Below are 21,774 nucleotides of genomic sequence, written 5' to 3' on the forward strand. Positions count from 1 at the left end.
CCCTCACGACGAGTGCCCCGACTTGTGGGACTTTCCGTCGCTCATGGAAGCGGTCGATTCGGGTTCGACGTACAGGATCTTGGACTTCATGTGCGCACGCGTCTGCGCGGCGATCCACGCGAGGGTGCCGGCGAGGAGCGTGAGCGCGAAAGCCCGGGGATTGAACAGCGTCGTGTGCTTGAACGCGGCCATGAACACGAACAACAGCAGGATCTGTGCCGCGTAGAGCATCAGGCCCATGGCCTGGAACAGATGCGGAAGCGATTTGGCGGTGCGCTGGAGTACGTACAGACCGATACCCATGAAGAGGATCACGATCACCGTCGCGACGACGGCCCCGATCGCCCCCTTGCCACCGGCGACCACACCGCTGACGACGGCGGCGATCGCGCCGACGGCAACCGTGGGCACGGCGGCCTGGGCCAGGATCCGGGCGTCATTGGACGGCATGGCGGCAACTCCGCTTTCACAGGGGGGCAGGTGTCGTCATGGACGAGCGTAGTCCCGGGCCGAGGGGGTCGAGACCTCACACCGACGGACCAACGCACTGGGTCCTTCGGCTCTCTCCGGGGTTCTCGTGAACCGTATCACAAACTATTTGATGAGGTCTTTACCTGGTTGGTGTGCTTGCTGTCACACATGAGAGTGACAGCGCCCTTCTGTGCAAAAATCGAGCCGACTTGCCTGGTATTGGGGTTTTTGCTCCCCCACGACTTGGCAATGCTCTAGTCAGATTCTTACCTTGGCCGTCTCAGCGACGGTGGGCGAAACGGGACCGCGAACCGAGCGCGGTCGCCCCGTTGACGCCCGCGGCACCGGCCACGACGGGGTCCCGCTCCGCGGATTCCCCGGGCTCCCGCACAGGGTCGCCGGACCCCCGCGACGCCTCGTGCGACGCCTCCGCCTCCTGTCCGGACACGGCCGGCTCCACGCTCGGGCGGCGCCTGCGGTACCGCGGGGGCACGAACCGCTGGGCCCACACCGGCACCCGCGGGGTGAAGCGCGGGAGGAGCAGCAGGACCAGCCCGATCGCGCTGAGGAACACCACACCCAGCACGATCCACATCGAAGCCGAGTTGACCGAGTAGCCCAGCGCGCCGAAGCCGATCAGGGCCGACCAGAAGTACATGATCAGCACGGCCCGGCTGTGCGAGTGGCCGATCTCCAGCAACCGGTGGTGCAGATGGCCGCGGTCGGCGGCGAACGGGGACTGGCCGCGCCAGGTGCGCCGGACGATCGCCAGGACCAGGTCGGCGGCCGGCACCGCGATGATCGTCAGCGGCAGCAGGAGCGGGATGTAGACCGGGACCGTCTGGTGGACCGCCGCCTTCTCCGACCCCGTGAAGAGCGCCAACGCGTCCGGGTCCACCTGACCGGTGATCGAGATCGCGCCCGCCGACAGCACCAGGCCGATCAGCATCGAGCCGGAGTCGCCCATGAAGATCCGCGCCGGGTGCATGTTGTGCGGCATGAAGCCCAGGCACATGCCCATCAGGATCGCCGCGAAGAGGGTCGCCGGTGCCGCCGACTCGATGCCGTACGAGTACCAGATCCGGTAGGCGTACAGGAAGAACGCCGCCGCCGCGATGCACACCATGCCGGCCGCGAGACCGTCGAGGCCGTCCACGAAGTTCACCGCGTTGATCGTGATCACGACCAGCGCGACCGTCAGGAGCGTGCCCTGCCACTGGGTCAGGGCGACGTTGCCGACGCCCGGGATGGGCAGCCACAGGATCGTCAGACCCTGCATGACCATCACGCCCGCGGCGATCATCTGCCCGCCCAGCTTGATCAGCGCGTCGATCTCGAACTTGTCGTCCAGGACGCCGATCAGCCAGATCAGGGCGGCACCGGAGAGCAGCGCCCGTGGCTCGTTCGACTTGGCGAAGACCTCGTTGAGGTTGGTCAGGTGGTCCGCGACCAGCAGGCCCGCGCACAGCCCGAAGAACATGGCGATACCGCCGAGCCGCGGAGTGGGTTCCCGGTGCACGTCACGGGCCCGGATCTCCGGCATCGCCCCGGCCACGATCGCGAACTTCCGTACCGGCCCTGTCAGCAGATACGTCACCGCGGCCGTGATGCAGAGCGTCAGCAGGTATTCACGCACGGGCTTCCCCACAGGTCTCGCTGGCCATCACAGCCTCACACCCTAGCGACGGACGCATACGGTTGAAGACTTCCGGGTAGCGACGATGGTTGCACGGGTGGCTGTGCGCCGCGGTCCACAGGGGTCCACACCGGGAGGTACGGGACTGCGCCGGGCCCCGTTCAACCGGGATACGGCGGGAACTCACCGGTGAGGGCCCGCACCTCCTCCCGGGCCGCGGCCGGCTCCGCGACCCCCCGCAGCACGGCCGCCAGCAGCGCCGCGATCCGCACCATCTCCGGCTCGCCCATGCCCTGCGTGGTCACGGCGGCCGTCCCCAGGCGCAGCCCGCGGCCGTCGCCGTGCGGCAGCGCGCAGCAGTCCAGGACCAGGCCGGCGGCCAGCAGGCGGCCACGCGCGGAGCGGCCGTCCACGCCGAGCGGGGCCGGGTCCGCGGTGATCAGGTGGGTGTCCGTGCCGCCGGTGGTGACGGCCAGCCCCTCCGCGGCCAGGTGCCCGGCGAGCACGCGCGCGTTGGCGACGACCTGACGGGCGTACGCCGCGAACGCCGGGGTCGCCGCCTCACCGAACGCGACGGCCTTGGCGGCGATGGTGTGCATCTGGGCACCGCCCTGGGTGAAAGGGAAGACGGCCCGGTCCACGCGCTGGGCCAGCTCGGCACCGCACAGCAGCATCCCGCCGCGCGGGCCGCGCAGCACCTTGTGGGTGGTCGCGCACACGATGTCCGCGTACGGCACCGGGTTCGGCGCCGCGCCCCCGGCGACCAGCCCGATCGGATGCGCGGCGTCAGCGATCAGATAGGACCCGACCTCGTCGGCGACCTCGCGGAAGAAGGCGTAGTCGATGTGGCGGGGGTAGGCGATGGAACCGCACACGATGGCCTTGGGGCGGTGGTTGCGTGCCAGGTGGCGCACCTGGTCGTGGTCGATCAGACCGGTCTCGGCGTCGACGCCGTAGCCGACGAAGTCGAACCAGCGGCCGGAGAAGTTCGCCGGTGAGCCGTGGGTGAGGTGGCCACCGTGGGGCAGGCCCAGGGCGAGGACGGTGTCACCGGGGCGCAGCAGGGCCGCGTAGGCGGCCAGTACGGCCGACGAGCCGGAGTGGGACTGCACATTGGCGTGCTCGGCACCGAACAGGGCCCTGGCCCGGTCGACGGCGGCGCGTTCGGCGACATCGACGATCTCGCAGCCGCCGTGGTGCCGGGCCCCGGGATACCCCTCGGCGTACTTGTTGGCGAGCGGCGAGCCGAGGGCGGCCAGCACGGCCGGCGAGCAGAAGTTCTCGGCGGCGATCAGCTGGAGCGTCGTCGACTGCCGCTGGAGCTCCCCCAGCAGGATCTCGGCCATCGCCGGATCCTGTCGCCGCAGGGCATCGGTCTCATGGACGGTGGTGACCGACATGACGGACTCCGGGCGGGTCGACGGTGACGTATCCCCAATGTAGGCCCGCCCCCCGGCGAACGCGCGACCGTCACGCCCGCACGGTCCTCCCTCGTACGAGCGGATACTCCCGTCAGCGCAATCGGTGGCCGGCCGCGCGCCGCCGCCGCCCGCACGACGCCGGCGGGACCCCTCCCCGACGCGTCCCGCCCGCGCTGCGCCCTGGCGGGCCTGCCGGCTCCGGGACGCTGCGGCGCACTCCGTCCGCCGGGTCACCGCACGTGGCCGTCACGCGCGCGCCGGTACCCCCGTCAGCGCGGTGACGACCGGGTCCAGGGCGTCCCGTATCTCGTCGCCGATCGAACGGAAGAACGTCAGGGGCGCGCCGTAGGGGTCGTAGACCTCGTCCGCCTCCGCCGTCGGGGCCAGCAGCCAGCCCCGCAGCGCCGCCGCCGCCCGCACCAACGCCCGCGCCCGCATCACCACCCCGTCCTCCAGCGGCGGCAGCGTGGTGGGGTCTATGGCGCGGACCAGGCGGGTGAACTCCTTGAGGGTGAAGGTGCGCAGCCCCGCGGAATGGCCCATGGAGATGACCTGGGCGCGGTGGTCGCGGGTGGCGGTCAGGACCAGGTCGGCCATGATCACGTGCTCGTCCAGCAGCTCCCGGCCGACGAAGCCGGAGGTGTCCGCGCCGAACTCGGCCAGCACGGTCTCCGCGTGGGACTCCATGGACGCGCCCTCGTGGCCCCAGGTGCCGGCGCTCTCCACGATGAGCCCGCCGCCCAGTACGCCGAGCCGCTCCGCGACGAAGTGCCGGGTCAGCCGCTCGGTGATGGGTGAGCGGCACACGTTGCCCGTGCTGACGTGGAGAATGCGGAACGTGTCGCGCGGAAACCCGAACGTCGTCGTCTCCTCCGCGCTGTAACCCCCGCCGCCTATGCCACGCCCCGCTTCAGGGGCCGTCAATTCGCCACCTCGAGATCGGGTACCACCTTGCGCAGCTCGTCCGGGGAGATCGCGCCCTCGCGCAGCAGCAGCGGCACCTCGCGGGAGACGTCCACGATGGACGACGGCACGATGCCCGGGGTGGGGCCGCCGTCGAGGTAGACGGAGACGGAGTCGCCGAGCATCTGCTGGGCGGCGTCGCAGTTCTCCGGCGCCGGGTGACCGGTGAGGTTGGCGGAGGACACGGCCATCGGACCCACCTCGGTGAGCAGCTCGATGGCGACCGGGTGCAGCGGCATGCGCACGGCCACCGTGCCGCGGGTGTCGCCGAGGTCCCACTGGAGGGACGGCTGGTGCCTGGCGACGAGCGTCAGGGCGCCCGGCCAGAACGCGTCGACCAGTTCCCAGGCCAGCTCGGAGAAGTCCGTGACGAGGCCGTGCAGGGTGTTCGGGGAGCCGATGAGGACGGGGGTGGGCATGTTGCGGCCCCGGCCCTTGGCGGCGAGCAGGTCGCTGACGGCCTCCGAGGAGAACGCGTCGGCACCGATCCCGTACACCGTGTCGGTCGGCAGCACCACCAGCTCGCCCCGGCGGACGGCGGACGCCGCCTCGCGCAGACCCGTCACGCGGTCGGTCGCGTCGTTGGTGTCGTATCGCCGTGCCATGACTAACTGGCCTCCTCGTACACGTACTGCGGGGTGGGGGTCTGCGGGGTGCTCACGGCAGCGCCTTGCGGGCCGTCGCGAAGCGGGGGCGGTTGTTGAGGTCGGGGTGGTCGGCCGCGTCGGCCCAGCCCCGCTCCTCGGTGAAGATCCACGGCACCTGGCCGCCCTGGGTGTCGGCGTGCTCGATGACGACGACACCGCCGGGGCGCAGCAGCCGGTGCGCGGTGCGTTCGATGCCCCGGATGAGGTCGAGTCCGTCCTCACCGGAGAACAGGGCCAGTTCCGGGTCGTAGTCCCGGGCCTCCGGGGCGACGTACTCCCATTCGGTGAGCGGGATGTACGGCGGGTTGGAGATGACCAGGTCGACCTGGCCGTCGAGGTCGGGGAAGGCCGTGAGGGCGTCACCCTGGCGCAGGTCGACCCGCGACCCGGACACGTTCTTGCGCGTCCACACCAGGGCGTCCTCGGACAGTTCCACGGCGTGGACGCGGGAGCGCGGCACCTCCTGGGCGAGGGCCAGCGCGATGGCGCCGGAGCCGGTGCACAGGTCGACGATGCACGGCTCCACGACGTCCATGGCGCGTACGGCGTCTATGGCCCAGCCGACCACGGACTCCGTCTCGGGCCGGGGCACGAACACTCCGGGCCCGACCTGGAGCTCCAGATACCGGAAGTACGCCCGCCCGGTGATGTGCTGGAGCGGCTCACGCTGCTCGCGCCGGGCGATGACCTCCCAGTACCGGGCGTCGAAGTCGGTGTCCTTCACGGAGTGGAGTCCGCCGCGCTTCACGCCGTGCACGAAGGCGGCCAGCTCCTCCGCGTCGTTGCGCGGCGAGGGCACGCCGGCGTCGGCCAGCCGCTGGGTGGCCTGGGCCACCTCTGCGAGCAGCAGGTTCACGCGAGTCCTCCGTGTCGTACTCGTGCGGGCGTACGGGTCTTACGCGGCGGCGAGCTTCGCCGCCGAGTCTGCGTCGACGCAGGCCTGGATGACCGCGTCGAGGTCGCCGTCCAGGACCTGGTCCAGGTTGTACGCCTTGAAGCCGACGCGATGGTCGGAGATCCGGTTCTCCGGGAAGTTGTAGGTGCGGATCTTCTCGGAGCGGTCGACGGTGCGGACCTGGCTGCGGCGGGCGTCGGCGGCCTCCCGCTCGGCCTCCTCCTGCGCCGCCGCGAGCAGCCTGGAACGCAGGATACGCAGCGCCTGCTCCTTGTTCTGGAGCTGGCTCTTCTCGTTCTGGCAGGAGGCGACGACTCCGGTCGGCAGGTGCGTGATCCGCACCGCGGAGTCGGTGGTGTTGACGGACTGGCCGCCCGGGCCGGAGGACCGGTACACGTCGATGCGGAGGTCGTTGGGGTTGATCTCGACGTCGACCTCCTCGGCCTCCGGCGTGACGAGCACACCGGCGGCGGACGTGTGGATGCGGCCCTGGGACTCGGTGGCCGGCACCCGCTGCACGCGGTGCACCCCGCCCTCGTACTTCAGCCGGGCCCACACGCCCTGACCGGGCTCGGTCGCGCCCTGGCCGCCCTTGGTCTTCACCGCGACCTGGACGTCCTTGTAGCCGCCCAGCTCCGACTCGGTGGCGTCGATGATCTCGGTCTTCCAGCCGACGCGCTCGGCGTAGCGCAGGTACATGCGCAGCAGGTCGCCGGCGAACAGGGCCGACTCGTCACCGCCGGCGCCCGCCTTGATCTCCAGAATGACGTCCTTGTCGTCACTGGGGTCACGCGGGACGAGAAGCAGCCGCAGCTTCTCGGTCAGCTCCTCGCGCTGCTTCTCCAGGTCCTTGACCTCGGCGGCGAACTCGGGCTCGGCGGCCACGTACTCGCGCGCGGTCTCCACGTCCTCGCCGATCTGCTTCCAGGAACGGTACGTCGCGACGATCGGGGTCAGCTCGGCGTAGCGCTTGTTCAGCTTGCGCGCGTTCGCCTGGTCGGAGTGGACCGACGGGTCGGCGAGCTTCTTCTCCAGGTCGGCGTGCTCGACGACGAGTTCCTCGACGGCCTCGAACATTCTGGGCTCCTGTACTGCGGTGAAGGAAAGGGCGGGCGACCAAAAACGCCGGTCCCGGGCACACCCCGCGAGGGGGCGTGACCGTGGACCGGCGAAATGGGGCTCGCTACTTCTTGGAGCCGGCGGCAGCCTTGCCGAAGCGGGCCTCGAAGCGGGCCACACGGCCACCGGTGTCGAGGATCTTCTGCTTGCCCGTGTAGAACGGGTGGCACTCGGAGCAGACATCGGCCCGGATGCTGCCGGACTCGATGGTGCTGCGGGTCGTGAACGACGCGCCACAGGTGCAGCTGACCTGCGTCTCGACGTACTCGGGGTGGATGTCGCGCTTCAAGGTGTCTCCTAGGTATCGGGAGGGCGCCGGGTCGCCGCCACGGGATGCGGGAGCGTGAACCGGAGCCGACGTACCAGTCTGCCAGGACTGGGGCCATCCACCCAAACCGGGGGTGCGGTTGTTCTATTCCCGGGGGCCGCCGCACAGCCCCCCGCGGCGCTGCGCCTAGCCGGTCACCACGCCCGTGGCCTCGCCCGTCGCCGTGCCTTCCGTGGCCGCCCCGGGGATCGGCCGGTCGTTCCTCAGGGCGTTCCACACCAGCGCGGCCTTGCTCCGCTCCAGGAGGACCCGGTTGGGGTTGGCCGGGTCGTACCGCACGGGCATCGTGACCATCTTCAGGTGCGACGAGCCGATGCCCTTCAGGCCGCTCGCGAAATCCATCAGGGAGTTGACCGAGCCGAGGTCGGAGTCGGTGGTGACGGCCTTGGTGGCGGTGTCGGCGAGGTCGAACAGCTTCTTGGGGTTCGAGAAGACGCCGACGTGCTCGACCTGGTCGAGCAGTGCCTTGATGAAGGCCTGCTGGAGCTGGATGCGGCCCAGGTCGGAGCCGTCGCCCACGCCGTGCCGGGTGCGGACCAGGCCGAGGGCCTGCTCGCCGTCCAAGGTGTGCGCGCCGGCCTTGAGACGCAGGTGGCTCTGCGGGTCGTCGATGGCCTTGGTGGTCGTCACCCGGACCCCGCCGAGGTCGTCGATGAGTCTCTGGAAGCCCTCGAAGTCGACCTCCAGGTAGTGGTCCATGCGGATGCCGCTGATCGACTCGACGGTCTTCACCGCGCAGGCCGCGCCCCCGGTGGAGTACGCCTCGTTGAACATCACACCGGACGCTACGGGGTGGGCGGTGCCCTTGGTGTCGGTGCACTCGGGCCGGTCGACGAGGGTGTCCCGGGGGATGGAGACCACGCTGGCCCGCTGGTGGCCCTCGTACACGTGGACGATCATCGCCGTGTCGGAACGGGCGCTGCCGTCGTCGGCGCCGCCGCCGAGCTTCTTGTTCTTGCCGGCCCGGGTGTCCGAGCCGAGGACCAGGATGTTCTCGGAGCCGTTGTCGATCTTCGTGGGACGGTCGCTGCCGAGGGCCTGGTTGATGTCGACACTGCGGATGTTGCCGTTGAGCTTGACGTACACGAGCCCGGCGCCGGCGCCCCCCAGCACGACCACGCCCGCGGCCGTCCAGGCCGTCACGAGCAGGGCCTTGCGATGCGTGCTACGGCCCTTGCGGCGGCGGCCCCTGCCCCCGCGGCGGGGTCCGGTCGTGCCCTGCCCGGTTATGGCGGGCTCGGGCGTGCTCTCGGCGGCCACAGCGCTCCTCGGTCTCGTCGGTCGGCTACCCCCTGCTGTCAGGGTCAGGCGCGGTTCTCACCGCTCCATCGTCGCTCCGCCGGGTCAGACGGAGAAACCGGGAAAAGGGTTGCACGACGCAGAGTGCCCGCCGCGTGCGGAACCGGCCACGATGGGTAGTCGACCGTTTCCGGCCGACCGCGCTCACCTGCGGTTTCGGCGCTGGAGGCCGTGCGTCCGGACTTCGGTGCCCGGCCGGTTCCCTGTGGCAAAGATCTCGGGTCGCCCGCCCTCCCCTCCCCCGGCACAACGAGCCCGCCCCCCGTCCACGAGGGGACGGGGGGCGGGCTCGTGCGGTTCAGGGACGCGGGGACGTTCAGTCACCGTTTCCCGGCGTCGGCGTCGTCTTCTGGATCTGCATCAGGAACTCGCCGTTCGACTTGGTCTGCTTCATCTTGTCCAGCAGCAGCTCGATGGCCTGCTGCTGGTCGAGCGCGTGCAGCACCCGGCGCAGCTTCCAGGTGACGGCCAGCTCCTCGCTGCCGAGCAGGATCTCTTCCTTGCGGGTACCGGACGCGTCGACGTCCACCGCCGGGAAGATGCGCTTGTCGGCGAGCTTGCGGTCCAGCTTGAGCTCCGCGTTGCCGGTGCCCTTGAACTCCTCGAAGATCACCTCGTCCATGCGGGACCCGGTGTCCACCAGCGCGGTGGCGAGGATGGTGAGCGAGCCGCCGTCCTCGATGTTCCGCGCCGCGCCGAAGAAGCGCTTCGGCGGGTACAGCGCGGTCGAGTCGACACCACCGGACAGGATGCGGCCGGAGGCCGGGGCCGCCAGGTTGTAGGCACGGCCCAGACGCGTGATCGAGTCGAGCAGCACGACGACGTCGTGACCCAGCTCCACCAGGCGCTTGGCGCGCTCGATGGCCAGCTCGGCGACCGTGGTGTGGTCCTCGGCCGGGCGGTCGAAGGTCGAGGAGATGACCTCGCCCTTCACCGACCGCTGCATGTCGGTGACCTCTTCGGGACGCTCGTCGACCAGGACGACCATCAGGTGGCACTCGGGGTTGTTGTGCGTGATCGCGTTGGCGATCGCCTGCATGATCATGGTCTTGCCGGTCTTCGGCGGGGCCACGATCAGACCGCGCTGGCCCTTGCCGATCGGCGCGACGAGGTCGATGATCCTGGTCGTCAGCACACCCGGGTCGGTCTCCAGGCGGAGGCGGTCCTGCGGGTAGAGCGGGGTCAGCTTGTTGAACTCCGGGCGGCCGCGGCCGTGTTCGGGCGCCATGCCGTTGACGGAGTCCAGGCGGACCAGCGCGTTGAACTTCTCGCGGCGCTCGCCCTCCTTGGGCTGGCGGACCGCGCCGGTGAGGTGGTCACCCTTGCGCAGACCGTTCTTGCGGACCTGGGCGAGGGAGACGTACACGTCGTTCGGACCGGGCAGGTAGCCGGAGGTCCGGATGAACGCGTAGTTGTCAAGGATGTCCAGGATGCCCGCGACGGGGATCAGGACGTCGTCGTCGGTGACCTGCGGCTCGGCGATCTCGTCGCGGCCACGACGGCCACGGCGGTCGCGGTAGCGGCCCCGGCGGCCGCGGCGGCCGCCCTCGAAGTCGTCGTCGTCCTGCTGCTGCTGGCGGTCGCGGTCCTGGCGGCCCCCGCCCTGCTGCTGGCCCTGCTGCTGACGGTCCTGACGGCCGCCACCCTGGCCCTGCTGCTCGTCGCCCTTGCCGCGGCGGTCACCGCGGTCGCGGTCCCGGCCGCGCTCACGGCGGTCGCGGCGGCCACGGCCCTCGCCGTCACCGGCGTCGCCCTGCTGCTGCGACTGCTGCGCGGGCGTCTCGGCCTTGGGCTCGCTCTTGGCCTCGGCGGCGACGGTGTCGGCACCGCTCCCGGCCGGGCTGCCCGCATCGGCGGTGGCACGGCGGCGACGGCGCTCGACCGGGGCGTCGTCTCCCCCGCGCTCGGCCTCTCCCCCACGCTCGGCTGCGCTCGCGCGGGATGCCGCATCGCGGGAGGGGCCCCCGGCGGGCTGGCCGGGGATCTCGATCTGCTGCTGGGCCACGGCCTTGTCGGCGGGCGCCTCGGACCGGGTCCCGGCCTTCTTCTCCGCGTCCTCGGCGGAGTCGCCGGTGCGGGCCTTGGAGGTGGCCCGGCGCTTCGGCTTGGTCTCGGTGGCGGTCTCGGCCTTGGGGGCGGCGCCCCCGGAGGCCTGCGCCTCCTTGATGACCTCGATCAGCTGGCTCTTGCGCATCCGCGCGGTGCCCCTGATACCGAGGCCCGAGGCGACCTGCTGAAGCTCGGCCAGCACCATGCCCTCGAGGCCGGTACCGCGGCGCCGCCGGGAGCCGGCACCGGCGGCAGGCGCGGAGGCGTCCGTGGAGGGCGCGGCAGCGGTCTCCTCGACACGTGCGCCCATCAGATCGGTGGTGTCGCTCACGAAGGGTCCTTCCCTGGAGCGGACGTCGGCCTGTCTGGCTCGGCGACCGGTTGTGCTGTCCGGCTACGGTCCTGTCTTCTGTGAACCGTGCCGGGGCGGTGGTCCGCCAAAGCGGCGGAAGAAAATGTGCGGTGATGGCGCTTCCGCGAGCCGTGGCACCGTGTGTCACGTGGCGTGGTAGCACCGGTTCCGGAGATCCCCTAGAGGGGTACCCCCACCGGCGGCCCGCTCAGCGCTCACATGCGACGTACTGCCCAGGTACGGCGCAAGGAACACGGAGTGGCGCGGGAGGCTCCCGGAAGAATGTCTGTCCCCGACGGGGACACGAGGCACCTCGCCATGGTGAGGTCGGGTGCAGACTTGAGATTAACACTACCGGATCCAACAAACATTCCCCCTCTCCAAATCCGGCAACCGCGTGTCAGGGTGCGAGCGGCAGCACGCTCGCTCCCTGTACGTCGAGGTCCAGCCGGTTGGCGGCCCACTCGGCGCCGGCCAGGGCTTCCACCTTGTCGGCGGTGCCGGCGTCGGCGAGGGCCATGACGGTGGGTCCGGCGCCGGAGATGACGGCCGGGACTCCGTCGGCGCGCAGCCGCTCCACCAGCGCCGCGCTGTCCGGCATGGCCGGCGCGCGGTACTCCTGGTGCAGGCGGTCCTCGGTGGCGGGCAGCAGCAGCTCGGGGCGCCTGGTCAGCGCCTCGACGAGCAGGGCGGCGCGGCCCGCGTTGGCGGCGGCGTCGACGTGCGGCACGGAGCGCGGGAGCAGGCCGCGCGCGGTCTCGGTGAGGACCGGCTTGCCGGGCACGAAAACCACCGGAACGATGGAATGGTGGGGCTCCATCCTGATGGCCCGGGCGGCGCCGGCCTCCATCCAGGACAGGGTGAAGCCGCCGAGCAGACACGCGGCCACGTTGTCGGGGTGGCCCTCGATCTCGGTGGCCAGCTCCAGCAGCGCGGCGTCGTCCAGGCGGGGCTCGCCGCCTATGGTCACCGCGCGGGCGGCGACGATGCCGGCGCAGATGGCGGCGGAGGAGGAGCCGAGGCCCCGGCCGTGCGGGATGCGGTTGGCGCAGACGATCTCCAGGCCCCGGGGCTGACCGCCCAGCAGGTCGAAGGCCGTGCGCAGAGAGCGGACGAGGAGGTGGCTCTCGTCCCGCGGGAGGGTCTCGCTGCCCTCGCCCGCGATGTCGATGTGCAGCCCGGTGTCGGCCACCCGGACGACCACGTCGTCGTAGAGCCCCAGCGCGAGACCCAGGGCGTCGAAGCCGGGGCCGAGGTTGGCGCTGGTGGCGGGAACGCGCACCCGGACGGCGGCGGCGCGGAACGCTGGACCGGCCATCGCTCGTTGACTCTCCTTGAGCTGCGTGACTGTCGGATGACGCTCGATCGATCCGAGGGTCGTCCGGTGGACTGCCGATGACTGACGTACGAAGACCCGTCGGGCCGCGGAGACGGCGCGGCGCCGTGCCACACGCGGGGGCATGTGCGGTGGGCGGGTTGGATACAGCCTATCGAAGGAAGGTTCCGTGGCGACATAGGGCGCACAGGAGGCGCACGATGCGTGTCGGAAGCCGCCTGTGCCCCTGTCGGGGACGGTCCCGGATCAGGGCCGCCCGGACCGGGACACCGGGCCGGACCACCCGGCCCCGGGTGGGACCGGGTGCCCTGGCCGGAGTGCCCTGGCCGGAGTGCGGCGCGCAGGCGGCGCGCCCCGGGCCGTGACCGTCGGGCAAGGCTCTGGCCGTCGGGCGAGGCCGGGGCTGTCAGGCGAGGCCGAGGCGCTCGGCCGCGGTGGCCGCGTCGACCGGGACGGTGACCGGCTGCGGGGCGCCGGCGACGGCCCAGTCGGGGTCCTTCAGGCCGTTGCCGGTGACGGTGCACACGATGCGCTGCCCCGGGTCGACCTTGCCCTGTTCGGCGGCCTTGAGCAGACCGGCCACGGAGGCGGCGGAGGCGGGCTCCACGAAGACACCCTCCTGCGCGGCCAACAGCCGGTAGGCGCGCAGGATCTCACGGTCCGTCACCTCGTCGATGACACCGCCGGACTCGTCCCGCGCGGCCAGCGCGTACTGCCAGGAGGCGGGGTTGCCGATGCGGATGGCGGTGGCGATGGTCGACGGGTCCTTGACGACCTCGCCGCGCACGATCGGGGCGCTGCCGGAGGCCTGGAAGCCCCACATGCGGGGAGTCCCGGCGGCGATGCCGTCGGCGGCGTACTCCCGGTAGCCCTTCCAGTAGGCGGTGATGTTGCCCGCGTTGCCGACCGGCAGGACGTGGATGTCCGGCGCGCCGCCGAGCATGTCGACGATCTCGAAGGCGGCCGTCTTCTGACCCTCGATGCGCACCGGGTTGACCGAATTCACCAGCGCCACGGGGTAGTTGTCGCTCAGTGAGCGGGCGAGGGTGAGGCAGTCGTCGAAGTTGCCGTCCACCTGGAGGATCTTCGCGCCGTGCACGAGGGCCTGGCCCATCTTGCCGAGCGCGATCTTGCCCTGCGGCACGAGGACCGCGCACACCATGCCGGCCCGCACGGCGTACGCGGCGGCGGAGGCGGAGGTGTTGCCGGTGGAGGCGCAGATGACCGCCTTGGCCCCCTCCTGCTTGGCCTTGCTGATGGCCATGGTCATGCCGCGGTCCTTGAAGGACCCGGTGGGGTTGGCTCCCTCCACCTTGAGGTGGACCTCGCAGCCCGTGCGCTCGGAGAGCACCTGCGCGGGCACGAGGGGCGTGCCGCCCTCGCGGAGCGTCACGACCGGCGTGCTGTCGGAGACCGGAAGCCTGTCCCGGTACTCCTCGATGATTCCGCGCCACTGGTGGGTCATTGCTGGTTACTCTCCTTCAACCCGCATGATGCTGGCGACACCCCGCACGGTGTCGAGCTTGCGCAGTGCCTCGACGGTCCCGGTGAGGGAGGCGTCGGAGGCCCGGTGGGTGACGACGACGAGGGAGGCCTCGCCGTCCTTGCCCTGCTGCCGAACGGTGTCGATGGAGACGCCGTGTTCGGCGAAGACGGTGGCGACCTGGGCGAGCACGCCCGGTTTGTCGGCCACGTCGAGGCTGATGTGGTACCGGGTGACGACCTCGCCCATCGAGGAGACGGTCAGGTCGGCGTACGCCGACTCACCGGGCCCGGTGGTGCCGTTGAGCCGGTTGCGGCAGACGGCGACCAGGTCACCGAGGACGGCCGAGGCGGTCGGCGCACCGCCGGCGCCGGGACCGTAGAACATCAGCTGCCCGGCCGCGTCCGACTCCACGAAGACGGCGTTGTACGCGCCGCGCACCGAGGCGAGCGGGTGGCTGAGCGGGATCATCGCCGGATGCACGCGCGCGGTGACCGACGCCCCGTCCTTGGCGCGCTCGCAGATGGCGAGCAGCTTGATGGTGCAGCCCATCTCGCCGGCCGAGCGGAAGTCGGCGGCGGTGACCTCGGTCATGCCCTCGCGGTAGACGTCGTCGAGGCGCACGCGCGTGTGGAAGGCGATGCCGGCGAGGATCGCGGCCTTGGCGGCGGCGTCGAAGCCCTCGACGTCGGCGGTCGGGTCGGCCTCCGCGTACCCGAGGGCGGTGGCCTCGTCCAGGGCCTCCTGGTAGCCCGCCCCCGTGGAGTCCATCTTGTCGAGGATGAAGTTGGTGGTGCCGTTGACGATGCCGAGCACGCGGTTGACCTTGTCGCCGGCGAGGGACTCGCGCAGCGGCCGGATCAGCGGGATGGCACCGGCGACGGCGGCCTCGTAGTAGAGGTCCTTGCCGTGCTGCCCGGCGGCGGCGTGCAGCGCGGCCCCGTCCTGGGCGAGCAGCGCCTTGTTGGCCGAGACGACGGAGGCGCCGTGCTCGAAGGCGGTGGTGATGAGGGTCCGCGCGGGCTCGATCCCGCCGATGACCTCGACGACCACGTCGAGGTCGCCGCGTTTGACCAGGGCGGTGGCGTCGGTGGTGACGAGGTCCGCGTCGATGCCCTCCCGGACCTTGGAGGGCCGCCGGACCGCGACCCCCGCGAGTTCCACCGGGGCGCCGATCCGCGCGGCGAGGTCGTCGGCGTGCGTCGTCATGATGCGCGCCACCTCTGAGCCGACCACTCCACAGCCCAGCAGCGCCACCTTCAGCGGACGCGTACGCATCATCCGACCTCGTTTCCTCATACCGTCTGCGGTTGGACCAGTCTCACTCACCGGACGACAGTTTCTACCCTTCGTCCGGATCGTGAGACATCTATTTCATTTGTACGGGGGCGCGGGACCGTAGATCTTCCACCCCCGGTCACACCCCCGCGATTCCCGTGGGAACCGGTCACCCGACGTCGAGACGCAGGAGGTCCTCCTCCGTCTCCCGCCGGACGATCACCCGGGCCCCGCCGTCCCGTACGGCGACGACGGGCGGCCGGAGCACGTGGTTGTAGTTGCTGGCCATGGACCGGCAGTACGCACCCGTCGCCGGTACGGCGATCAGGTCGCCCGGCGCCAGGTCGGCGGGCAGGAACGCGTCCTTGACCACGATGTCCCCGCTCTCGCAGTGCTTGCCGACGACGCGGGTGAGCACGGGCTCGGCGTCGGAGGCCCGCGACACCAGCGCGACGCTGTACTCGGCGTCGTACAGCGCGGTCCGGATGTTGTCGGACATGCCGCCGTCGACGGAGACGTACGTCCGCAGCCCCTCCAGCGGCTTCACGGTGCCGACCTCGTAGAGCGTGAAGGCGGTCGGCCCGACGATGGCCCGCCCCGGCTCGACGGAGATCCGCGGGGTCCGCAGCCCGGCCGCCTCGCACGCGCGCGTGACGATCTCGTTGAGCGCCTTGGCGATCTCGTGCGGCTCACGGGGATCGTCGTCGCTGGTGTAGGCGATACCGAGCCCGCCGCCCAGATCGATCTCGGGCAGCTCGACCCCGTGCTCGTCCCGGATATCCCGCAACAGCCCGACCACACGGTGGGCGGCGACCTCGAAACCGGACATGTCGAAGATCTGCGACCCGATGTGGGAGTGGATCCCGATCAGCTCCAGCCCGTCGAGGTGCAGCGCCCGCCGTACGGCCTCCGCGGCCTGGCCCCCGGCGAGCGGGATCCCGAACTTCTGGTCCTCGTGGGCAGTGGCGATGAACTCGTGGGTGTGCGCCTCCACGCCCACGGTGATCCGGATCTGGACCGGCTGGCGCCTGCCGAGCGACTGCGCGATGTGCGCGACCCGCACGATCTCCTGGAAGGAGTCCAGGACGATGCGTCCGACACCGGCCTCGACGGCACGGGTGATCTCCGCGACGGACTTGTTGTTGCCGTGCAGGGCGATCCGCTCGGCGGGCATGCCGGCGCTCAGGGCGGTGGCCAGTTCCCCGCCCGAGCAGACGTCGAGATTGAGCCCCTCCTCGTGCAGCCACCGCACGACGGCCCGGGACAGGAAGGCCTTCCCGGCGTAGAACACGTCGGCGTCCGGGCCGAACGCGCTGCGCCAGGCGCGGGCGCGGGCCCGGAAGTCGGCCTCGTCGAGGATGTAGGCGGGCGTGCCGAACTCCTCGGCGAGCCGGGTGGCGGTGATCCCGCCGACGGTGAGGACACCGTCGTCGTTGCGGCCGACGGTCCGGGCCCACACCTTGGGGTCGAGGGTGTTGAGGTCGGCGGGCGGCGCGGAGTAGTGCCCCTCGGGCAGGACGTCTGCGTGGCGGGGCCCGGCGGGATGGGCGGAACGGCTCATGACGTGACTCTCAGACTCTCTGTCTCTCTCCGGGACGCATCTGCTCTGGGCGCCTCAGAGATGTTCGGGTGCGTCGATGCCGAGCAGGGACAGGCCGCCGGCCAGCACCGTCCCGGCGGCTTCGGCGAGGGCCAGCCGGGCACGGTGGGCGGCCGAGGGTTTCTCGTCCCCGCGGGGAAGCACGCAGGGCAGAAAGGGCAGCACGGCATCGGCGACGGTCACGAGATGCCGGGCGACCCGGTCCGGGGCACGGTGGGTGGCGGCCGCGGCGAGGATACGGGGGTGGTCGGCGAGGGGGGTCAGAAGCGGGCGCAGGGTGTCGCCGGCGTGGGGGTGGGGGGCGTGAGGGGGGAGGGCGTCCGGCCGGGTGGCCGCGACGGGTCCGGGCTCGGCGGTGAAACCCAGGCGGGCGGCGTTACGGCTGAGGGACCGGATGCGGGCGTGGGCGTACCGGACACGGAAGAGGGGATTGCCCTCCCGCTGCACCAGGTGGTCGGCGCTGATCCGGGGCCGGTCGTGCGGGGCCGGGTGGAGCAGGGCCCACCGGGCGGCGTCGGGACCGAGCGGGGCGGGATCCTCCGGTGCGGGCACGGGCCGCAGGTCCGCGGGCTCGCCGTGTTCGACGGTGGCCCGGCCGCCCTGCGCCCCCACGAGCCGCACGACCACGTCGGCGACGACCTCGGCCCGCACCTCGTACGGCACGCGCAGCGCGACGAGCTGCCCGGCGAGGGCGTCACCATGCCCGTACCGGTCGCCCTTGTCCCGGATCTCCCGCACCAGCCCGCTGACGGGATCGGCCTGCGCGGCGAGGGTGATGTTGAGGAACCCGGGCCCGGTGACGACGACGTCCCGGATCCCGGCGGCGCCGGCGAGGCGGGGCCGCAGGATCTCGGCGACCCGCCGCGGGGGCTGCCCGGCCGGCCGGGCGAGCTGGAGCGCGATGGTGGTGGCGTAGTCCCCGCAACCTCCGGGCCCCGGCTCACCCACCACGGCACGCTCGGGCACGGTCACGCTCAGCTCTCCATCGTCGACAGCACGACGCACCGCGCGCAGCACGGTGCAGGAGAGCTCGACGGGTGTCACGGGACAAGCGTAGGGGAGGAGGGGGGTGGGTGGGCGAGGCGGTTATCCACCCGACCGTGCCTGCTGCGGTGCCCGCCGGCGTGCCTACCTTGCGGAATCTGGCGGCCTGCCTTCTTGCGGGGTCCGCCGGCCTGCCTTCTTGCGGTACCCGCCGGCCTGCCTTCCTGCGGGGTCCGCCCGGCCTACCTTCTGCGGCATCCACCGGCCTGCCTACCTGCGGTACGCGCTCGGCCTAACCCTCGCAGGGAGTGCGCGCTCGGCCTACCCCCTGCGGCCCCAGCCGCTCTACCCTTCTGCGGCCCCAGCCGCCCTACCCTCCAAGGGCCATCCCGCCGGGGACACCGTCGGAGACGCCGTCACCACCCGGGGAGGCGCCACGGTCGGGGCTCGCGCCGCTGCCGGAGACACGGTGCGGACCGGAGGCCTCACCCTCACCGGCCTCGTCCCCGGCCCCACCACCGTCCCCCGGCGCCCGCCCTCCCCCGCTGCCGCCGCTGCTGCCGCCACTTCCTCCCGCACCGCCGCCGTCTCCCCCACCCCTATCTCCTCCACCCCCGTGGGCCTCTCCGCCATACCCCCCGTGTCCGGTGCGGCGCTCGATGAGGTCCTTGACGAGCCGCACCAGCTCGGCGGGCTCGAAGGGCTTGGCGAGGAAGGCGTCCACGCCCACGTCGAGACCCGCCTCGACGTCGTACTGCGTACACGCGCTGATGATGGCGAGGGGCAGATGACACGTACGGGGATCGGCACGGAGCCGGGCGGCGGTGCGCAGACCGTCCAGCCGGGGCATGACGACGTCGAGCGTGACGACATCGGGCTGCACCTGATGCACCACGTCCAGACACTCGGCACCATCGGCCGCGGTCACGACCTCGAGCCCTTCCAGCTCGAGATTGACCCTGATCAGCTGCCGGATGACCTTGTTGTCGTCCACAACAAGCACCCGCCCCGAAGCGCCTGGCACACGTCGAGAGTAGGTCCGCTCCGGCCACCGCGTCCGGGTTTTCCCCACTTCCACCCCCTACCGGGGACGCGCCCACCCCGCACCCCGAGAACGGGTTCCTGATCACCCCCGCGGACCTGCTAGTGTTCTACCCGTCGCCGCGAGCGAGAAGCTCAACGCCAGACACGCCCCCGTAGCTCAGGGGATAGAGCAACGGCCTCCGGAGCCGTGTGCGCAGGTTCGAATCCTGCCGGGGGCACTCGCCCACCCACCGGGTAAATTTACCCGACCAGGGCGGATGCCGACAGAAGAGGGCGGGAGTCAGTCTCACTGACTCCCGCCCTCTCTCGTTGCCTCTCAGTATTCGCGACACACCTCAGACACACCGGTCGCCAGCCACGGATCACCGTAGCTACGGGGCGCAACGAATGCACAGCGCAGCAGCAAGGGCTGAGTCAGATCCGGCACAACCCTCGCCTGAAGTGGCTGCCTGCTCTTGGCCTAGCGTGCGTCGAACCTCATCGAGGCATAAAATCGATGTCGGGAGCCTGTAACACGCCTCAGCCCGCGAGGGACACCTGATGGCCAGTCATATTCCCAAGCCCAAGGGTTCGATGAGACTGAAGGTAGGCCTGCTCAACCGATGGACAGGTGTCACGCTTTCGGTCTTGCTCGTCTGCGCTGGCCCTATCATCGCCTTCACTCACGGTTCCGTAAAGCTTGGAATCTCCGGTGGTGTGCTGCTAGTTGCCATTCTCAATGGCACACGGGCAGCCCTAGCTTCGCAGGAGTCCGGCGGGTACCAGGACGCCGCAGGGAAGGCGTATTTGCGTCTCCATGGAGCAGGGACCCTCTCCTTGGATGCCCTTTGTAACCTCTGCAAGGAAGTTGACGCAGGACCAGGCAGTAAGGAACTCGACAGTGTGCGCTATGCAGTATGCGAAAGCGCTCGTGAGGCATTGGGGGCCTACGACACCGAGTCTCGCGCGAACCGCCGGGCTGTCATCTATGAGCTAACGGACGCGGGAACCCTGAAGCGGACCAGATGGACCGGTCGACATGGACCACCTCCGCGCGCCGAATTCCGCACAGACACAGCAGCCGATCGTGACGTTTTGCATTGGATCAACAACGCCCCGGATGCGGTACCTACCCCTGACATAGTCGACGACGTACGCGGCTCCCCCGGACCCCGGGGGAGCGTTTCGAATCAGGCGCCTTACTCGAGCTTTGCGTCAACGCCCATCTACACTGAAGGCAAGGCCTACGGGATGCTTGCGGTGGATTCGACAAACAAGAAGGCCTTCTCTGGCCCGGACGGCCAGGTATTGCGTATGCTCGCCAACATCCTGGCCGCCGCTCTGGCTCATGTGGAAGGTAAGCCACCGACGGATTAGAGCCCAGCACTGGAGATGGATCATGGCACACGACGTACAGGAGCGCAGCGCGGTGGAGGAGCCCGAATACACCGAGCGTGAGATCGCGCTCCTTGCTCATCGGGCGGCTCGAGGCGAGATCGACGCTGATGTCTACTTCGACGCCGTAAGAAGTCAGGCAGAGCGGGCCCTCAACGAGGATGTCGCCCGGTACGAGGCTTCCCACCCCTGGTGGAAGTTCTGGAACTGAAGCCCGCGGCCAAGAGGCGGATCTTGTTGATTCGGCGACTCAGAGTGCCCGCTTAGACACAACCGCCCTGATCGACGTCCATACACGCGAGCGGTCGACAGCCTCCGGGCACCGTCCACTCAATAGGCGCCCGCCGCTACACCGTGTCGCCTTCCTCCTCCAACGCCTTTGTGATCTTGGCGTTGGCAGCTTCCTCGTGTCGATGCAGCCGTGGTACCGGCGGTGGATCACCTCCGGCGAGTTGCCGACCCGGCGGGCCACCTCAGCGATCGGCAACCCCGGCGTTCAGCCACCGCGACGTCCAGCCAATGGCGAGTCGACCCGATCGGGCGGCAGCGCGTATTCCCGCGCTTCCTCCCATACCCGCCAGTAGGAAGATGAGCCGACCACGCCGCCACGCTCGTTGCCGAACACGCGCCCTTCCTTGGCCGTCCCGAACTCCTTCAGGTGCGCCTGGAGGATAGCGACCAAGACGGGCGGGATGGGGACCGGCCGGTCAGAGGACGTCTCACGGGCCTTCAGGCCCCGGCGGTCGTGCCGCTCGTCGGAGTCGGTCCACTGCTTGCCGGAGACAGGGCGCGTCTCCCTCAACGTCAGCGTGCCCCAACCTGCCTCCGGCAGGTGACAGTCCGACAACCGCAGCCAGACCGCTTCGGTCGGCCGTAGCCCGGCGTAGTAGAGGGCCGCGTAGAACGCCGCCAGGCGCCTCCCGCGGCAGCGATCCCACGACCCGACGTAGGACACGGCAGTGAGCAACTGCCGGGCCTGTACGGCGTTCACGAGGACACGCCGGTCCACCACATCGTGGGAGCCGACATGCTTCCGGCGGACCCGCCGGAGCGGGTTCTCGGGGAGTTCCCCCGCGAACACAGCATGCTCGAGGGCAGTATTCAAGGCCCGACGCCGCCGCTTGTACGTGTCGCCCGCCGCCGGAGTGCCTTCCAATTTGTAGCTGAGGCGGCACAACACCTCTTCGAATACCTCGGTATTGGCCAGGTCGACAACCGACCGGTCCGCTGTGGTGAGCCAGTCGTACGCGGCCTTGAGTCCGGCTGGCGGGTCCTCCCCCTTGTTGGCGGGCACGATCCCCCATCGGAAGGCCAATCGCAGGTGCTCATCCTGAGGAGCAGCGTCCCCGCGCTTGACCATGGCGAGGGTCACGGCCGCAAGGCCGTCCGCTATGCCCTCACGGGTCTTGGCTGCGCTCGTACGCCACCGCCCGGCCACGTAGTTCCGGCAGAACTCGAACCACCGCAATGGCAGACACCTGAGCCACACGAGGTC

The 21,774-nt window shown here is 70.6% G+C and carries 18 protein-coding genes, 1 tRNA gene and 1 pseudogene; 3 read left to right on the forward strand and 17 right to left on the reverse strand.

All coding sequences use genetic code 11. The features are described from left to right. Window positions 1-3: 3 nt before the first annotated feature. The 16 genes and pseudogenes from ACGFT1_RS20105 to ACGFT1_RS20180 form a co-directional block, all read right to left on the reverse strand. Complete coding sequence (locus ACGFT1_RS20105) at window positions 4-450, reverse strand: hypothetical protein (protein ID WP_373910297.1); 447 nt, start codon at window positions 448-450, stop codon at window positions 4-6. Window positions 451-751: 301 nt separating this feature from the next. Further along, a complete protein-coding gene (locus ACGFT1_RS20110; protein ID WP_373910298.1) occupies window positions 752-2,107 on the reverse strand; it encodes an MraY family glycosyltransferase in 1,356 nt (451 codons plus the stop codon). Between the two features lie 161 nt (window positions 2,108-2,268). Then, entirely contained in the window at window positions 2,269-3,507 is a 1,239-nt protein-coding gene (glyA, locus tag ACGFT1_RS20115) for a serine hydroxymethyltransferase (RefSeq protein WP_373910299.1), read from the reverse strand. Window positions 3,508-3,774: 267 nt separating this feature from the next. Then, entirely contained in the window at window positions 3,775-4,452 is a 678-nt protein-coding gene (locus tag ACGFT1_RS20120; RefSeq protein WP_356820117.1) for a protein-tyrosine-phosphatase, read from the reverse strand. Beyond that, window positions 4,449-5,096: an L-threonylcarbamoyladenylate synthase gene (locus ACGFT1_RS20125; RefSeq protein WP_356820115.1), complete on the reverse strand. Its 648-nt coding sequence runs from the start codon at window positions 5,094-5,096 to the stop codon at window positions 4,449-4,451. Before ACGFT1_RS20125 ends, ACGFT1_RS20120 begins: the two co-directional genes overlap by 4 nt. A gap of 52 nt (window positions 5,097-5,148) precedes the next feature. Beyond that, on the reverse strand, window positions 5,149-5,994 hold the full coding sequence (prmC, locus tag ACGFT1_RS20130; RefSeq protein ID WP_356820113.1) for a peptide chain release factor N(5)-glutamine methyltransferase: 846 nt from the start codon (window positions 5,992-5,994) through the stop codon (window positions 5,149-5,151). 39 nt (window positions 5,995-6,033) lie between these two features. After that, complete coding sequence (prfA, locus tag ACGFT1_RS20135) at window positions 6,034-7,110, reverse strand: peptide chain release factor 1 (protein ID WP_373910300.1); 1,077 nt, start codon at window positions 7,108-7,110, stop codon at window positions 6,034-6,036. 106 nt (window positions 7,111-7,216) lie between these two features. Continuing rightward, entirely contained in the window at window positions 7,217-7,441 is a 225-nt protein-coding gene (gene rpmE / locus ACGFT1_RS20140; RefSeq protein ID WP_189919687.1) for a 50S ribosomal protein L31, read from the reverse strand. A gap of 165 nt (window positions 7,442-7,606) precedes the next feature. Then, the gene (locus tag ACGFT1_RS20145) at window positions 7,607-8,740 is read right to left on the reverse strand and encodes an LCP family protein (RefSeq protein WP_373910301.1); all 1,134 of its coding nucleotides are present in this window, start codon (window positions 8,738-8,740) and stop codon (window positions 7,607-7,609) included. A gap of 355 nt (window positions 8,741-9,095) precedes the next feature. Beyond that, a complete protein-coding gene (gene rho / locus ACGFT1_RS20150; protein ID WP_373910302.1) occupies window positions 9,096-11,159 on the reverse strand; it encodes a transcription termination factor Rho in 2,064 nt (687 codons plus the stop codon). A 421-nt stretch (window positions 11,160-11,580) separates the two neighbouring features. Continuing rightward, window positions 11,581-12,498 carry a homoserine kinase gene (thrB, locus tag ACGFT1_RS20155; RefSeq protein ID WP_373910303.1) on the reverse strand — a complete coding sequence of 306 codons (918 nt, stop codon included), beginning with the start codon at window positions 12,496-12,498 and terminating at the stop codon, window positions 11,581-11,583. Window positions 12,499-12,922: 424 nt separating this feature from the next. After that, entirely contained in the window at window positions 12,923-13,981 is a 1,059-nt protein-coding gene (thrC, locus tag ACGFT1_RS20160; RefSeq protein ID WP_373910304.1) for a threonine synthase, read from the reverse strand. 6 nt (window positions 13,982-13,987) lie between these two features. Further along, on the reverse strand, window positions 13,988-15,280 hold the full coding sequence (locus tag ACGFT1_RS20165; RefSeq protein ID WP_373910305.1) for a homoserine dehydrogenase: 1,293 nt from the start codon (window positions 15,278-15,280) through the stop codon (window positions 13,988-13,990). Window positions 15,281-15,446: 166 nt separating this feature from the next. Continuing rightward, the gene (gene lysA, locus ACGFT1_RS20170; RefSeq protein WP_373910306.1) at window positions 15,447-16,838 is read right to left on the reverse strand and encodes a diaminopimelate decarboxylase; all 1,392 of its coding nucleotides are present in this window, start codon (window positions 16,836-16,838) and stop codon (window positions 15,447-15,449) included. Window positions 16,839-16,892: 54 nt separating this feature from the next. Next, window positions 16,893-17,921: an ArgS-related anticodon-binding protein NrtL gene (nrtL, locus tag ACGFT1_RS20175; protein WP_373910307.1), complete on the reverse strand. Its 1,029-nt coding sequence runs from the start codon at window positions 17,919-17,921 to the stop codon at window positions 16,893-16,895. A gap of 499 nt (window positions 17,922-18,420) precedes the next feature. Beyond that, window positions 18,421-18,885 (reverse strand): annotated as a pseudogene (locus ACGFT1_RS20180) (response regulator); the annotation flags it as partial. 166 nt (window positions 18,886-19,051) lie between these two features. On the opposite strand from ACGFT1_RS20180, the gene ACGFT1_RS20185 reads away from it, so the two are divergent. The 3 genes from ACGFT1_RS20185 to ACGFT1_RS20195 all read left to right on the forward strand — a co-directional run bounded on the left by ACGFT1_RS20185 (window position 19,052) and on the right by ACGFT1_RS20195 (window position 20,490). Further along, window positions 19,052-19,123 (forward strand) — tRNA-Arg (locus ACGFT1_RS20185). A gap of 355 nt (window positions 19,124-19,478) precedes the next feature. Then, window positions 19,479-20,261 (forward strand): GAF domain-containing protein, encoded by a 783-nt coding sequence (locus ACGFT1_RS20190; protein ID WP_373910447.1) that lies wholly within the window; start codon window positions 19,479-19,481, stop codon window positions 20,259-20,261. 22 nt (window positions 20,262-20,283) lie between these two features. Beyond that, on the forward strand, window positions 20,284-20,490 hold the full coding sequence (locus ACGFT1_RS20195; RefSeq protein ID WP_373910308.1) for a hypothetical protein: 207 nt from the start codon (window positions 20,284-20,286) through the stop codon (window positions 20,488-20,490). Window positions 20,491-20,775: 285 nt separating this feature from the next. On the opposite strand, the gene ACGFT1_RS20200 is transcribed toward ACGFT1_RS20195, so the two are convergent. Further along, window positions 20,776-21,651, reverse strand: a complete 876-nt coding sequence (locus tag ACGFT1_RS20200) for a hypothetical protein (RefSeq protein WP_373910309.1) — start codon at window positions 21,649-21,651, stop codon at window positions 20,776-20,778. Window positions 21,652-21,774 lie beyond the last annotated feature (123 nt).

Source organism: Streptomyces sp. Y20, from assembly GCF_043195475.1.
Lineage (GTDB): Bacteria > Actinomycetota > Actinomycetes > Streptomycetales > Streptomycetaceae > Streptomyces.